Raw genomic sequence first — 15,087 nt, forward strand, 5'->3', positions numbered from 1 at the left:
TTTAGGCCTGAGCCTGTGCGATAGCGTCGCGGACAGCGTCCAGTGCAGCACCAATCTTGGATGCGTCCTGGCCACCACCCTGAGCGACGTCGTCCTTACCGCCGCCACCGCCGCCGAGAACACCGGCAGCGACGCGGACCAGAGCGCCAGCCTTTACGCCAGCCTCGCGAGCACCCTCGTTGGTTGCCACCAGGACGACGGGGCGGCCATTAGCCACACCCACCACGGCGACAACAGCGGCCTCGGAGCCGAAGCGCGAACGCAGATCCAGAGCCAGCTCACGAACGCCGTTAGCGTCCAGTTCGCCAGCGTCATGCGCCAGAACGCGCACGGAACCGATGGTCTGTGCGTTCTCCAGCAGCTTGCCAGCCTCAGCCTGCAGCTTCTCGCGGCGCAGCTGAGCCAGTTCCTTCTCAGCGGCCTTCAGCTTAGACAGAGTCTGGTTAATCTTCTCGGGCAGATCAGCGGAGGACTGAACCTTCATCAGGCCGGTCAGCTGGTTCACCAGGGTACGCTCAGCAGCCAGGTGGTTGAAGGAGTCCAGACCCACCAGAGCCTCAACACGGCGGTTACCGGAGCCAACAGAGCCCTCGGTCAGCAGGGTCAGGGAGCCAATCTCAGCGGACGAACCAACGTGGGTACCACCGCACAGCTCGCGGGAGAACTCGCCGCCGATCTCAACAACACGCACCACGTCGCCGTACTTCTCGCCGAAGAGGCTCATCGCGCCCAGAGCCTTAGCCTCAGCCAGCGGCATCTCACGAGTAATTACCTCGTGGTTATCGCGGATAGCGAGGTTAGCGACCTCTTCCACCTCACGCTTAGCGGACTCGGACAGGCCCTCGCTCCACGCGAAGTCGAAGCGCAGGTAGCCTTCCTTGTTGAAAGAGCCGCGCTGAGTAGCCTCGTTGCCGAGCACCTGGTGCAGGGCAGCGTGAATGATGTGGGTACCGGAGTGTGCCTTCTCACCGTCGCGGCGGCGCTGAACGTCAACCTGTGCCACAACATCGGCACCGGTGTGAACCTCACCCTCACGCACAACGGCGCGGTGAACGCTCAGACCCTTCACGGGCTGCTGAACGTCCTGAACGTCAATGATGAAGCCGTTGCCGGTAATAACACCGGTATCAGCTGCCTGGCCACCAGCCTCCGCGTAGAACGGGGTCTCGTCCAGGACAACCTCAATCTTGTCGCCAGCCTTAGCGGCGGGCACGGAAACGCCGTCCACCAGGATTGCACGCAGCTTAGTCTCAGTACGCAGCTCAGTGTAACCGGTGAAGATGGAGCCACGCTCGTCCACAAGCTTACGCAGCTCGGACAGGTCAGCGAATGCACCCTTCTTCGCCTTAGCGTCAGCCTGCGCACGGTGACGCTGCTCAGCCATCAGCTCGCGGAAGGACTTCTCATCCACCTTCACGCCAGCCTCAGCAGCCATCTCCAGGGTCAGGTCAATCGGGAAGCCGTAGGTGTCGTGCAGAGCAAACGCCTCAGCACCAGAAACAGCGTTGGAGCCGTCCTTCTTAGCTGCCGCAACAGCCTCTTCCAGACGCTCAGTACCGGTCTCAATGGTGTGCAGGAACGCCTTCTCCTCAGCGTACGCAATACGGGAAATACGCTCGAAGTCGTCAGCAACGTATGGGAAAGCACCCTTCATCGCATCACGCGAAGCCGGGAACAGCACGGGCAGGCAGGGCTCAGTCACACCCAGCAGACGCATCGCACGAATCGCACGGCGCATCAGACGGCGCAGAATGTAGCCGCGACCCTCGTTCGAGGGGGTCACGCCGTCAGCAATCAGCATCAGCGAGGAACGGATGTGGTCAGCCACCACGCGCATACGCACGTCATCCTCGTAGCCCTCATCCTCAGCAGACTCAGAGCCGTGGTACTTCTTACCGGACAGCTCAGAAGCAGCATCCAGAACCGGGCGGACCTGGTCGGTCTCGTAGAAGTTCTCAACACCCTGCAGCAGCATGGCAAGACGCTCAACGCCCAGACCGGTATCGATGTTCTTCTTCGGCAGATCACCCAGAATCTCGAAGTCATCCTTACCGATGCCCTCGCCACGCTGGTACTGCATGAACACGAGGTTCCAAATCTCAATGTAACGGTCGTCGTCAGCCGCCGGGCCGCCTTCCTTACCGTACGCGGGGCCACGGTCGTAGAAGATCTCCGAGTCGGGGCCTGCGGGGCCGGGCTGACCGGTGGACCAGTAGTTTTCCTTCATGCCCATACGCTGAATACGCTCAGCCGGGAAGCCCACCTTGTTGTGCCAAATGTCGAAGGCCTCATCGTCACCCTCATAAATGGTGACCCACAGGCGCTCCGGATCCAGGCCGAAACCACCCTTATCCTGAGGGGTGGTCAGCAGCTCGTAAGCAAACGGAATCGCCTGCTCCTTGAAGTAATCACCGAACGAGAAGTTACCAGCCATCTGGAAGAAGGTACCGTGACGCGCAGTCTTACCGACCTCTTCAATGTCCAGGGTGCGGATGCACTTCTGCACGCTGGTCGCGCGGGAGAACGGAGGGGTCTCACGGCCCAGGAAGTAGGGAATGAACGGCACCATACCGGCGATGGTGAACATAGCGCCGGGCTCGTTCGAAATCAGCGATGCCGAAGGCACCACAGTATGGCCGCGGGAAGCGAAGAAATCGATCCAGCGCTTGGAAATCTCCTGTGAGAGCATCTCGTTCCTTAGAGTAATCTGTGCGAAATTCTAAATTAGTCTACTGACCTATGGTGCCTGTCCGAGAGCAAAATGGCTAATCGAGCCACCCTCGTACCGTGGTTAACGGACAAAAGCACCACCTTTTAAAACCTAGTTGAAGAAGCCGTCGCCGAGCTGACGGTCACGCGCAATACGCTGCTCACGCGCTCGCTTCTGAGCCTCTTCCAAGGAGGCAATCTCAGCCTCCACCTCAATGAGCTCACGCTCCGCCAGACGGCGGTTCGTGGACTCAATCTCAGCCGAGCTCATCTGACGATCCCAGGTGTCCAGAGAACCAGGACGCAAATCCTGCTTCTGACGCTCCACCTTAGCGTTGAGCTCCATCTCCTTCTCCTGCATGCCTTCACGCACGCGGGCGGCGAACTCAACAGCACGCAACGCATACGGCTGCAGGGGCTTGCCAATCGGCGAATCGAAGAACTTTCCCATCTGAGACTCCGGGTTGAGGGCAATCTCACCGTGCTCACGCATGAGCAGGGCGCTGCCGGGGGTACGCTGAGCAGGTTCGGAGGCGGCACGCCTGGAAGCGAAGTAACCAACCGCCGCGCCGGCGCCAAGCAGAAGAGCTGAACGAAGCAGACCCATTAGTTCTCACCGCCTGCAGAGTAAGAGCCGCCCTGTGCCGAACCGTACTGGCCGCCGGCGTGGGTGTTGCCGTGTGCATCGCCGGACTTACCGCCACGGAATGCCTGACGCACACCGTACGAGAAGGAAGCAACCTTAATCAGCGGCTGACCCACAGTCGAAGTCACCAGCGAGGACAGTGCAGAAACGTTCGCGGATGCGTCCGAAACGTTCGAGGTGATGTCGTCAACCTTCTCCAACTGCTCATTAGTAGTCACCACAGTGCGGGTCACCTCTTCAATGAGGGGGCCGGTGCTCTGGTTCAGCGAACGAATCGTCACGATCAGCTCATCAAACACCTTAGTCAAGCGAATAATGGGTAGCGCAAGCAGAGCCACCAGAATCGCAAAAACTCCCGCTGCAATCAGGCCCGCAATATCTCCGCCGGTCATCTATAACCCCATTCCGCTCAATGCATGATGCTTATCAATAGTCGTACAGGACCGCGTGCCACCGTGGCACGCAGCCGGACTGCATACACAGTTCAGGACTATATACACAGCTCAATCCCTTATTTTAGTCGATAAATCCTTCAAGCGCCCCTTAAACTCTCATGAAACTCCCAGCGACGGAAGATTCACAGGTTCAGCGGCGCCACTCCCCTCTGGTGTATAAGCCCCAAAACCCGCGCGTTAAACGGGAACAACCCGCCCCCACCGAACCGGTGCAGGACGGGTTGCTTCTCGAAAAATCGAGATTATGCCAGACGCGAGTAGTACTCAACGACCAGCTGCTCGTCGCAGATCACAGGGATCTCTTCGCGCTTGGGCTTGCGCTCAAGCTTTGCGTGCAGCTTCTCGATCTCAACGTTCAGGTATGCGGGAACCTCGGGCAGAACTGCCTGGTGCTCGCCAGCAGCCGCAGCCTGGAAGGGGGCAGTCTTCTCAGCCTTGGGGTGAACGTGGATCAGCTGGCCGGGCTTGACGTGGAACGAGGGGCGGTCCACGCGAACGCCGTCAACCATGATGTGACGGTGAACAACCATCTGACGTGCCTGTGCAATGGTGCGGGCGAAGCCTGCACGCAGAACCAGAGCGTCGAGGCGGGTCTCGAGCAGCTCGACCATGTTCTTACCGGTCTGGCCCTCAATGCGCTTAGCCTCGAGGTATGCGCGGCGCATCTGTGCCTCGCGGATGTTGTACTGAGCGCGCAGACGCTGCTTTTCCTTCAGCTGGGTAGCGTAGTTGGAGTCAGCCTTCTTGCGGGCACGGCCGTGCTGGCCGGGGCCGTAAGGACGACGCTCGAGGTACTTTTCTGCCTTCGGGGTCAGTGCAATGCCCAGGGCACGGGACTGACGCACGGTACGGCGGGTGCGGTTGTGCTTAGCCACAATCTACCTTTCTATGTGAGGCTCCTGCACCCTCACGGGTGGGGCCTCGGTCTGTTGAATACTGGCCTCCTCGGTTGACCCCGCCGGGATCCGTACGCGACCGGTTCGGTCGTTGCTGTACGGCGGTGGGGCGGAGAGCTCGGGGCAGAGTACCCCGCAGCTACATTACTGACGCACGCACGGATGCGGGCACAGTAATTGCCAGACCCGTCAAGCTTACCGGATGCGCCCCGGCTTTACCAGCCTTTCAGGGAATCTTTGGCCCACATCACGGTGCATGTGGGTTTTTGACACTGACCCACACAACCCCAACAGAAAATATTTGCACCCGTCAGCGCTATTTAGGTGCGCCTTCCCCGAAAAATTGCGGCGCCACAATGTTGGATTGTAATCATTTCGTTATTTTTAACCTGTGAATCTATGGGAATAGCTTGAATCAGACTCCCATATCGCCTAGACTAGAGACCATAACAAGCTTGACCTCCGCCCTTCCGGGATTGGCCGACAGTCAAGACGTCTATCACAACTCAAAACTCTGATGCGGTGCGCAGTACTACCGAGGTACTGCGCACCGCTTTCTGTTTACCCTCTTTTTAGGCGGTGGGGTCTTTTAGGAGGCGCAGTAAGCTGCCCGGCGAACCCTCCCGCGCGGCTGGTTTCGTGTGATTGATGCGCGCGGCTAGTTCGCGCGATTAGTTCACGCGATGAATCGGCGCGGCTAGTTGCCGCCGTCAAGAATCCTGCGGATACGCTCACGACGCTCCGTCAACGTACGCTCAAAACCGTGCTGCGTGGGCTCGTAGTAGACCGTACCGCGCAGAGTATCCGGCAGGTACTGTTGCGCCGCCACATGCCCCGGCTCATCATGCGCATACACATACCCCACGCCGTGACCAAACTGCTTAGCCCCCGCATAATGACCATCACGCAAATGCACCGGAACCTGACCCGAAGCACCCGCACGCACATCCGCAATCGCGCGGTTAATAGCGTTATACGCGGCGTTCGACTTCGGCGCGAGCGCACAATAAATCACCGCCTGCGACAGGATAATACGCGCCTCCGGCATGCCCACCAGCGCCACCGACTGCGCCGCAGCCGTCGCCACCTGCAACGCCTGCGGATCAGCCAAACCAATATCCTCACTCGCCAAAATCATGATGCGACGCGCCACAAAACGCGGATCCTCGCCACCCTCCAACATGCGCGCCAAGTAGTGCACCGCGGCGTCCGCGTCAGAGCCGCGCATGGACTTAATGAACGCACTCACCACGTCATAATGCTGATCGCCCGAACGGTCGTAACGGATCGCGGCGCGGTCCACCGCCTCCGTAGCATGCGCCAGGGTGATGCGCACGGGCGCGGTAGGTTCCGGGTCTTTCTCCCCCTCCGGGTCTTCTGAACCCTCAGCGGAGCGGGCAGATTCTGCCGAAGCCTGTTCGGCCTCGCTAAACGCAATCGCAGCCGCCGCCTCCAGCGAGGTTAGGGAGCGGCGAGCGTCGCCTCCGGAAACTGCCGCGAGGTGGGCGCGCGCATCCGCATCAATGACCGCCGCACCACCAAAACCGCGCGGGTCAGCCAGAGCACGGTCAATCAGCCGCTCAATATCGGACTGCTCCAGCGAATGAACCCGTAGCAGCAGCGAGCGCGATAGCAGCGGCGAAATAATGCTGAACGACGGGTTCTCCGTCGTGGCCGCCACCAGAATCACCCAGCGGTTCTCCACACCGGGCAGGAGCGCATCCTGCTGAGCCTTCGTGAAACGGTGAATCTCGTCAAGGAAAAGCACGGTGGTCGTGCCGTACATGTCACGGTCGAGCAGCGCCCGATCCATGACCGCGCGAACGTCCTTCACGCCCGCGGTAATCGCCGAAAGCTCCACGAACTTGCGGCCCGGCGCGCGCGCAATCACATGCGCCAGAGTGGTCTTACCCGTACCCGGAGGGCCGTACAGAATCACCGAGGACGGGCCAGCCGGGCCGGCGTTCTCCCCCGCCAAAACGCGCAGAGGCGCACCCGGAGTCAGCAGATGCTCCTGGCCGAGGACCTCATCAATCGTGCGCGGACGCATGCGCACCGCCAAAGGTGCACGAGACGCCGAACGGGAAGAGTGCGCACGCGACGCAGAGGCGCGCGAGGAGGCGGGCTCCTCAGCGGGCGCACCAATCAGGCTCACGCGGTCCCCGTCATCGGGCAACTCAAGATCAAAGAGGGAATCAGCCATAGTCTTACTCTATCGTTTCACAATCTGGAGGCGGGTACGGAGTGTGGATATATAGCTGCGGATTTAGCTCGCGGCGTGACACCACACGGGTTTTCGATAGGTTAGTGTCTTCGCCGTGGGTTTTAAACCCCTGGGCAAGGCTATAAACCCAGGAGCAATCCACTAACCTATCGAAAGCGCCGACCTTAGAGGGTCTCGCTGTCGAGAATCAGGGTCACCGGGCCGTCGTTGACGAGCTCCACCTGCATGTCCGCACCGAACACGCCGGTCTCCACGTGCAGGCCACGCTCACGCAACGCCTGAACGTAGTCGTTGAACAGCGGCTCACTCACCGGACCCGGAGCCGCAGCAGACCAGGAGGGGCGGCGGCCCTTCTTCGCATCCCCGTAGAGGGTGAACTGGCTGACCGCCAGCACGGGCGCGCCCTCATCGAGGAGGGACTTCTCCCCCTCCAGCAGGCGCAGGTTCGCGGTCTTATCGGCAAGCTTCGCAATCTGCGCCGCACCGTCACCGTGCGTGATGCCGACCAGCACCAGGTAACCGGGCTGGTCAATCGCGCCGACCGTCTCGCCGTTCAAGCGCACCGCCGCGCGGGTCACGCGCTGAATAACTACTCGCATCGTTCACCTTTCAACTTGGAGCCGGCCTTCACCGGGCTCATACATCTCTTTCGACGCCACTCTCGGCGGCTGGTTTAGGGGAGCCGCAGTTCTAGAAGTAACAGCCTCAGAGCACACCGCGTAGCTGCACGGCACGCAAAAACTGGTTCGCCGCCCGCGGAGTACGAAACTCAATAAAACGCTTCTGCAGATGCTGCCCGCGAGCCTCCGCCAGCAACTCCCCGACGTGCGGGTAGCTCCTCCACGTGTACCGAATCATGTTGTCCGGGTCGCGCAGAATATTCTTCAGCGGCGGCTCCACATTATCAGCCCACAGCCTCTGACCCGTCACGGCACGGCGCACCGTCCGGCGAACCACACGCCACATAACCACCGCACGGCTATAGTGCAAGTAAATCACCACATCCGCACGCTCCAGCAGGCGGCCGCGCACCTGCGGATACTGCCACTCCGTAATCCACGCAGGCCGCTCAATGAGCGTCTGAACATCCGCTTCAAAACTAGGGCGCGGAGTCCAGTTCGGACCCCAATGCAACGAGTCCATCTCCGTATGCGGAATGGCCAGGAGGCGCCCCAACCGCGCCGCGAACGTCGTCTTACCGCTACCGCTCGGGCCGGCAATCAGAATACGCATGTTCCCCTCCCCCTTTGGTTAGTACACAAATCGGCACGCACACCAGTTGATACAAAAGGTGGGCTGCGACCCTGCACCAGCAGAATACACAGCCCACCCTCAACGGCGACCCCGGCACAACTCAACGCCCGCCGGGCCCACGCCGCACAGGCCCGCACCCCCTACGGGGCGCACGACCAAAGACTAGAGAAGATTACTCCTCGTCCTTCTTCTTCGGCTTGAAATCAACGCCAGCTTCCTTACGCTGCTCCGGAGTAATCGGTGCAGGAGCCGCAGTCAGCGGATCAAAACCGTTACCGGTCTTCGGGAACGCAATAACCTCGCGGATCGAATCAACGCCAGCCAGCAGAGACACAATACGGTCCCAACCGAACGCAATACCACCCATGGGCGGCGCACCGTACTTGAACGCATCCAGCAGGAAGCCGAACTTCTCCTGAGCCTCTTCCTCACCAATGCCCATCACAGCGAACACGCGTTCCTGCACGTCACGGCGGTGAATACGGATTGAACCGCCACCAATCTCGTTACCGTTGCAGACAATGTCGTAAGCGTACGCCAGAGCCGAGCCGGGGTCAGTGTCGAAAGTATCCATGAACTCGGGCTTCGGGGAGGTGAACGCGTGGTGCACAGCAGTCCACGCGGAGTGACCCAGAGCCACGTCACCGGACTCAGTAGCCTCAGCAGAAGACTCGAACATGGGAGCGTCAACAACCCACACGAAGGACCACTCGCCGTCCTTAATCAGGCCGGTACGGTGACCAATCTCAACACGAGCAGCACCCAGCAGCGCACGGGAAGCCTTAGCCTCACCAGCAGCGAAGAAGATGCAGTCGCCGGGCTTCGCACCGGTAGCCTCAGCCAGGCCAGCACGCTCAGCGTCAGTAATGTTCTTAGCCACCGGACCGGTCAGCTCGCCATCCTCCTGAATGAGGACATAAGCCAGGCCCTTAGCGCCGCGCTGCTTCGCCCACTCCTGCCAAGCGTCCAGGGTACGGCGAGGCTGAGAAGCACCGCCGGGCATCACAACAGCACCCACGTAAGGAGCCTTGAAAACGCGGAAAGTGGTGTCCTTGAAGTACTCGGTCAGCTCAGTCAGCTCCAGACCAAAACGCAGGTCAGGCTTGTCCGTACCGTACTTCTCCATCGCATCCTTGTAGGTCATGCGCTGAATCGGGCGGGGAACCTTCACATCAATCAGGTTCCACACAGCCTCAACGATGCGCTCGCCCAGCTCAATGATGTCTTCCTGATCAACGAAGGAAGCCTCGATGTCCAGCTGAGTGAACTCAGGCTGACGGTCCGCACGGAAATCCTCATCACGGTAGCAACGAGCAATCTGGTAGTACTTCTCAATACCGCCCACCTGCAGTAGCTGCTTGAACAGCTGCGGGGACTGCGGCAGAGCATACCAAGAACCCGGAGCCAGACGAGCCGGCACCAGGAAGTCACGCGCACCCTCAGGGGTCGAACGGGTCAGGGTCGGGGTCTCAACCTCAATGTAGCCGTCCTCGGCCAGCAGGTTGCGTGCCGCACGGTTCGCGTCCGAACGCAGGCGCATGATGCGAGCCGGCTCCGGGCGGCGAAGATCCAGGTAGCGGTAGCGCAGGCGCGCCTCCTCACCCACCTCAACGTGCTCGTCAATCTGGAAAGGCAGCGGAGCGGCAGTGTTCAGCACCTCAACGGCGGACACCTCAACCTCAATCTCGCCGGTCGCCAGGTTCGGGTTCTCGTTACCCTCCGGGCGCTTAGTCACCAGACCGGTCACACGCAGCACATACTCGTTGCGCAGGTGCTCAAAATCAGCCTCATTGTGGAAAACACACTGCGTGACACCCTCACGGTCACGCAGGTCAACGAAAGCGACACCACCGTGGTCGCGGCGGCGAGCCACCCAACCGGTCAGGGTAACAGTCTCTCCAATGTTTGCGGCGGTCAGCTCGCCGTTGGTGTGAGTGCGAAGCACAGACATTCCTTTCATAGCGGGCACCTCACGACTATAGACAGTAGCCGGGTACACGCGGTTGATGATATGCGCACACTGCGTGCGCCTCATATATTGTATCCCCTCCGGGCAGGTCGAGGGTCAGAAAATGAGTTGAGGAGGCGGGGTGTGGATTTGTGCCATGGTTTAGCGTCTTCTGTCGTAGTTAAAAACCATGGCAGAAGACGCTAACCTATGGTCGAAATTTGTAACGTTGGCTTTACCGCATGAGCAGCCCCCGAAGATGGGCAATAACTTCCCGCTCTTTCTGAAAAATATCAGCCCAGGTTAGATGCACGACCGTCCACCCGGCGCGGGCTAGGGCACGGTCGCGAGCTGCCTCATACCGGTCCCTGCCGGGGTGGTCCAGGTACTTCTGTTCACCGTCGAACTCAAGAATCACACGCGCCTCGGGCCAGGCGAAGTCCACCCGATAATTACGACCCTCGCACGAAATCTGATACTGCGTTACGGGGAGGGGTAGTCTGTGTTCCATGAGTAGGCACCGGGTGAGGCTTTCACCCGCCGACTCGCTGGATGCATCCACCGCCTGCGCCAGAGCACGCCCGGAGGAACCGCCGTACCCGGTGAGGTTCAGCAGAATCTCAGTCACCTCGTGGGGTTCCAAGAGTCCCCGCCGCATGATGGAGTCAGCGAGGACCACCGCCTCCCGAAAGTGCATGGTGCGAGCGCAATCCTGCAGAGTGCGAGCCACCGTAGTCACCGTGATGGGTGTACCGGGTATTGTAGTCACCGCATTAGGATCAAAACCTCGCCTGTGCCTGCAGATGCGCCCCCTATCAGATGGACTAGTGGCAGTACTGTACACGTGCACGATTGAGGGCGCATTGAGTACATCTAGCCCCCAAAGTGCAGCGGCTGATGAGTGTGAAAAGACCCCCTGAAGACCCATGAGGTGAGCAGCAATGCACCGTACCGCAAGCCGCTCATCCGGAGTGAGCGACTGGGCATCGCGGGAATAAATATAGGCTCCTCGCTGGATACGTTGTAGGGTTCCTTCCGCTACCATTGCGCGGATATGCCGGGTTCCAATACCTCGTGAGTTGAGGATGCGAGGGGTGAGCACGAGAGGATACAGCTCGGCGGCGCGTGTGGTTTGGGGTTGTGCGGCTTGGGTTTGGGGGTTCAGGATATTTGCGGTGTTCATAGGCTTTATCCTGGCAGTCTCTGCGAAGTTGTGGGGCCTATTCGTGAAATCTGTGGATAACTTCGCTGTTTTTATGGAAATATCCGTTATCCACAGGTTTAGGTTGTATCCCCAGATTTTTGTGCCATAGTTTAGCGTTTTCTGCCATGGTTTTTACCTACGACAGAAGCCGCTAAACCATGGCACAAATTCACAGGGCAGAAAGTGCGACAAAAAGACCCGCCCGGCGGGGAGGTCAACATCCTCCCCACCAGGCGGGTACACATCCATATGCAGGCTTGCAGTGGCCAAACACTACAAGCAGCTAGATACTACAGCGGCCAAGCACCGCAGGCATTACAGTCCCTAAGATTACAGGCCCCTACTATTTACAGGCCCTCAGCACGCACAATCTGAACGTGCAGGTCCTCAGCCGGCGGCATCCACGAAGCCGGATCAGCAGCAACCTGCTCACCCGAGCGGATATCCTTCACCTCGTGAACCGGGGCACCCGACTCATCCGACGAAATGAACCACACGAACGGAATGCCGCGCTTCTCAGCGTACTTAATCTGCTTACCGAACTTCGCCGCATTCGCAGACACCTCGCAGGCAATACCGCGGGCACGCAGCGCATCCGCAACATCATTCGCGGCCGACCAGCCCTCATCATTCGTCAAGGCAACAAACACAGCCGAAGGCACCTTACGGCTCGCCTGCGCAAAACCCTGCGAGAGGATGCGAGCCACCACTCGGGTCACGCCGATAGACAGGCCAACACCCGGGTACGTCTTCTTACCGTTCGACGCCAGCGACTCATAACGGCCGCCCGAGCAAATCGAACCCAGCGACTCGTGACCAACCAGAACAGTCTCATACACGGTGCCGGTGTAGTAGTCCAGGCCGCGAGCAATCGACAGGTCAGCCAGCACCTTACCCGGCGCACGGCGGGACGCCTCCTCAATGACCTCAGCCAGCTCAGCAAGACCCTGATCCAGCAGCTCGTGCTCCACCGAATACTTAGCAGCAAGCGCACGCACCTGCTCCACGAAGGATGCGTCCTCAGTGCGGATCTGCGCCAGCTCCAGGGCGGCCGCGGCAGCCTCCGCGCTCGCACCGGCCTCGGACTGAAGCTCCTCAGCCACGCGCTCGGGACCAATCTTCTCCAGCTTGTCGATGGAGCGCAGCACGGCCGCGGTGTCGGTCAGGCCCAGGCCCAGGTAGAAGCCCTCGGCCAGCTTGCGGTTATTCACGCGTAGCTTGAAGTCGGGAATCGGCAGCTTCGACAGCGCATCGACAACAACCAGCGCCAGGGTCACGTCGTAACGGAACGGCAGCTCGCCGTCACCAACCACGTCAATATCAGCCTGAGTGAACTCGCGGGCACGACCCTCCTGCGGGCGCTCACCACGCCACACCTTCTGAATCTGGTAACGCGAGAACGGGAAATTCAGGTAACCGGCGTTCTCCACCACGTAACGGGCAAACGGCACGGTCAGATCAAAGTGCAGAGCCAGCTTTTCCTTAGCCTTCGCGGCCTCATCCTCCTGCAGGCGAGAAATTGCGTAAACTTCCTTGTCAATCTCACCCTTGCGCAGCAGCTGCTCAATAGTCTCTACCGAACGAGTCTCAATCGGGGAGAAACCGTGCAACTCAAAAGTCTCACGCAAAGTGTCCAGAACATGATTCTCAACCAACCGCTCAGCCGGAAGATACTCGGGAAAACCAGACAGCGAAGCCTTGCGAGCCATACTCGATACTCCTTGACAAAGAACTCGACAACAAAACCCCGGAACACGCCGGGCACATCTACCCATCATACCAACACCCACCCCAGCACAGCACGCACTCCCCCGCCCCGTCCGGCGTAAACCCGTACAAACCCGCCGCAAACCGTCCGTGCGAAGGTTCGCCCACAACACAACACGACCAGACACTACTCACACACACCCCACAGAGGCTATGCTTAGGAGGTGCACACGCACACCCAAACGGGTGCCCACCACGGGGAACAGCGCAAAGGCGCCCCACCCCCAGCACCCCCGAGTGAAAGAGTTATAGCGGTGACTACTAAACCCGACGACACTGTAAACCTCGAAAAGGCACGCCAGTACGGCCGCGTCTCCGAGGACGGCCACGTCTTCGTCATTGTCGACGGCGAAGAATACGCCGTAGGCCAGCTGCCCGGCGCCTCCGAAGAAGAAGCGCTCAGCTACTTCGCCCGCAAGTTTGAAAACGTCGAGGCGCAGGTTGCCCTGCTCGAATCCCGCCTCGCCAACAACGCCCCCGCCGCAGACCTGCAGAAGGGCATCACCTCCATCGGCGCACAGATTGGTGTGCGCAACATGGTCGGTGACTACTCCGGTCTGCAGAAGCGCCTCATCTCCCTCGCAGAGCAGATCGCTGAACTCGGCGAAAAGCAGCAGCAGGCACGCACCGAAAACCGTGAACGCGCCCTCGCCGTCCGCGAAGAAATCGTCGCGGAAGCCGAGCAGATCGCCGGCCAGGACCCCGACCAGATCCACTGGAAGAACTCCCACTCCCGCATGAACGAACTGTTCGAAGCGTGGAAGAAGGCACAGCGCGAAATTCACCTGGCAAAGAGCGTAGAGGACGAGCTGTGGAAGCGTTTCCGCGCAGCCCGCACCACCTTCGACCGCAACCGCCGCGCACACTTCTCGCAGCTCGACGACCGCAACGCACGCATCAAGCGCGCCAAGGAAGAGCTGATTGCACGTGCGGAAGAGCTGTCCACCTCGACTGACTGGTCTGAGACTTCCCGCGTATACGGCGACCTGATGCGCGCCTGGAAGCAGGTACCCCGCGGCCACCGTCGCGAAGACGACAAGCTGTGGGCACGCTTCCGCGCGGCACAGGACGTGTTCTTCAACGCCCGCAACGAAGCCGAAGCAGCGCAGGACGCAGTCTACGCCGAAAACCTCAAGGTCAAGGAAGCGCTGCTCGAAGAAGCACGCGCACTCCTGCCCGTCGAAGACATTGAGGGCGCGAAGGCAGCCTTCGAGAAGATCCTGGACCGCTGGGATGCGGCAGGCCGCGTACCCCGCAACGACCTGCGCCGCGTCGACGGCGAACTGCGCCGTATTCAGGACGAAATCAACGGCGCCGAAGAGGCAAAGTGGAAGCGCAACGACCCCGCCAAGGCGGCACGCGCGAACTCCCTGCTCGCACAGATCGAGGACTCCCTCGCCGAACTGGAAGCAGAGCTCGCAGCAGCTGAAAAGGGCGGCGACTCTAAGAAGATCGCCAAGGCTAAGGAAGCTCTGGAGGCGCGCCGCGCCTGGGCAGCAACCCTGCAGGGCTTCGGCAACTAGGGTCTAGCCGACGGCCTAAATAACGGTCTAATTAACGCCGAGAAGCCACATGTGTTTCGAAAAGCCACTTCTTTGGTGGCTTCTCGAAACACATGTGGCTTCTGCATGTCTGCGGGGGGGTTATATTCGCGCCCCCACCCGATGCAGATGGAGGGCGCACCGGGTTCATGGATTTTCGATAGGTTAGTGACTTTAACGCGGGTTAAAGACCCACGGTGAAGACACTAACCTATCGAAAACCTCTGTCTAAAAAGCAGGCGGCCCCGAATGTTCAAACATTCGGGGCCGCCTGCAGCGGTTATTTATATGTCGGGTCAGAACTGGTTTACATATCGGGCCAGTCGCGATGCAGCGAATACTCCGTGTCCCCGTCGCCATTGTCGTTCAGGTGCCAACGCTGACCGGTACGGATATCGGCCTTGCGTAGGCGCGGGTTCGGGTTATCCTTCTTACCCATCGTC

General features: G+C 60.0%; 11 protein-coding genes. 1 reads left to right on the forward strand and 10 read right to left on the reverse strand.

Annotated elements, in window-relative coordinates:
* Position 1: 1 nt before the first annotated feature.
* The 10 genes from alaS to hisS form a co-directional block, all read right to left on the reverse strand.
* Positions 2 to 2,689, reverse strand: coding sequence for an alanine--tRNA ligase (alaS, locus tag HMPREF2682_RS02030; RefSeq protein WP_070830900.1), 2,688 nt, complete (start codon positions 2,687 to 2,689; stop codon positions 2 to 4).
* Between the two features lie 132 nt (positions 2,690 to 2,821).
* Complete coding sequence (locus HMPREF2682_RS02035; protein ID WP_070830903.1) at positions 2,822 to 3,316, reverse strand: peptide chain release factor 4; 495 nt, start codon at positions 3,314 to 3,316, stop codon at positions 2,822 to 2,824.
* Positions 3,316 to 3,747: a DUF948 domain-containing protein gene (locus HMPREF2682_RS02040; RefSeq protein ID WP_070830906.1), complete on the reverse strand. Its 432-nt coding sequence runs from the start codon at positions 3,745 to 3,747 to the stop codon at positions 3,316 to 3,318. Before HMPREF2682_RS02040 ends, HMPREF2682_RS02035 begins: the two co-directional genes overlap by 1 nt.
* Positions 3,748 to 4,052: 305 nt before the next feature.
* Positions 4,053 to 4,685, reverse strand: coding sequence for a 30S ribosomal protein S4 (rpsD, locus tag HMPREF2682_RS02045; protein ID WP_070830909.1), 633 nt, complete (start codon positions 4,683 to 4,685; stop codon positions 4,053 to 4,055).
* A gap of 718 nt (positions 4,686 to 5,403) precedes the next feature.
* A complete protein-coding gene (locus HMPREF2682_RS02050; protein ID WP_070830910.1) occupies positions 5,404 to 6,909 on the reverse strand; it encodes a replication-associated recombination protein A in 1,506 nt (501 codons plus the stop codon).
* A 185-nt stretch (positions 6,910 to 7,094) separates the two neighbouring features.
* A complete protein-coding gene (gene dtd, locus HMPREF2682_RS02055; RefSeq protein WP_070830913.1) occupies positions 7,095 to 7,529 on the reverse strand; it encodes a D-aminoacyl-tRNA deacylase in 435 nt (144 codons plus the stop codon).
* Between the two features lie 106 nt (positions 7,530 to 7,635).
* Complete coding sequence (locus HMPREF2682_RS02060) at positions 7,636 to 8,163, reverse strand: P-loop NTPase family protein (protein ID WP_070830916.1); 528 nt, start codon at positions 8,161 to 8,163, stop codon at positions 7,636 to 7,638.
* A 193-nt stretch (positions 8,164 to 8,356) separates the two neighbouring features.
* Entirely contained in the window at positions 8,357 to 10,129 is a 1,773-nt protein-coding gene (gene aspS, locus HMPREF2682_RS02065; RefSeq protein ID WP_044145827.1) for an aspartate--tRNA ligase, read from the reverse strand.
* A 238-nt stretch (positions 10,130 to 10,367) separates the two neighbouring features.
* Positions 10,368 to 10,862 (reverse strand): DUF559 domain-containing protein, encoded by a 495-nt coding sequence (locus tag HMPREF2682_RS09555; RefSeq protein ID WP_246827237.1) that lies wholly within the window; start codon positions 10,860 to 10,862, stop codon positions 10,368 to 10,370.
* 821 nt (positions 10,863 to 11,683) lie between these two features.
* Positions 11,684 to 13,045: a histidine--tRNA ligase gene (gene hisS / locus HMPREF2682_RS02075; RefSeq protein WP_070830923.1), complete on the reverse strand. Its 1,362-nt coding sequence runs from the start codon at positions 13,043 to 13,045 to the stop codon at positions 11,684 to 11,686.
* A gap of 312 nt (positions 13,046 to 13,357) precedes the next feature.
* Here hisS and HMPREF2682_RS02080 point away from each other — a divergent pair, with 312 nt between their 5' ends.
* The gene (locus HMPREF2682_RS02080) at positions 13,358 to 14,626 is read left to right on the forward strand and encodes a DUF349 domain-containing protein (RefSeq protein WP_049327232.1); all 1,269 of its coding nucleotides are present in this window, start codon (positions 13,358 to 13,360) and stop codon (positions 14,624 to 14,626) included.
* Positions 14,627 to 15,087: the final 461 nt, after the last annotated feature.

Source organism: Rothia sp. HMSC061D12, from assembly GCF_001836735.1.
Classification (GTDB): Bacteria; Actinomycetota; Actinomycetes; order Actinomycetales; family Micrococcaceae; genus Rothia.

Excerpts from the sequence above, each read along its gene's own strand:
- alaS (WP_070830900.1), bottom strand. The coding sequence starts at position 2,689 with ATGCTCTCACAGGAGATTTCCAAGCGCTGGATCGATTTCTTCGCTTCC.
- HMPREF2682_RS02035 (WP_070830903.1), bottom strand. The coding sequence starts at position 3,316 with ATGGGTCTGCTTCGTTCAGCTCTTCTGCTTGGCGCCGGCGCGGCGGTT.
- HMPREF2682_RS02040 (WP_070830906.1), bottom strand. The coding sequence starts at position 3,747 with ATGACCGGCGGAGATATTGCGGGCCTGATTGCAGCGGGAGTTTTTGCG.
- HMPREF2682_RS02050 (WP_070830910.1), bottom strand. The coding sequence starts at position 6,909 with ATGGCTGATTCCCTCTTTGATCTTGAGTTGCCCGATGACGGGGACCGC.
- dtd (WP_070830913.1), bottom strand. The coding sequence starts at position 7,529 with ATGCGAGTAGTTATTCAGCGCGTGACCCGCGCGGCGGTGCGCTTGAAC.
- HMPREF2682_RS02060 (WP_070830916.1), bottom strand. The coding sequence starts at position 8,163 with ATGCGTATTCTGATTGCCGGCCCGAGCGGTAGCGGTAAGACGACGTTC.
- hisS (WP_070830923.1), bottom strand. The coding sequence starts at position 13,045 with ATGGCTCGCAAGGCTTCGCTGTCTGGTTTTCCCGAGTATCTTCCGGCT.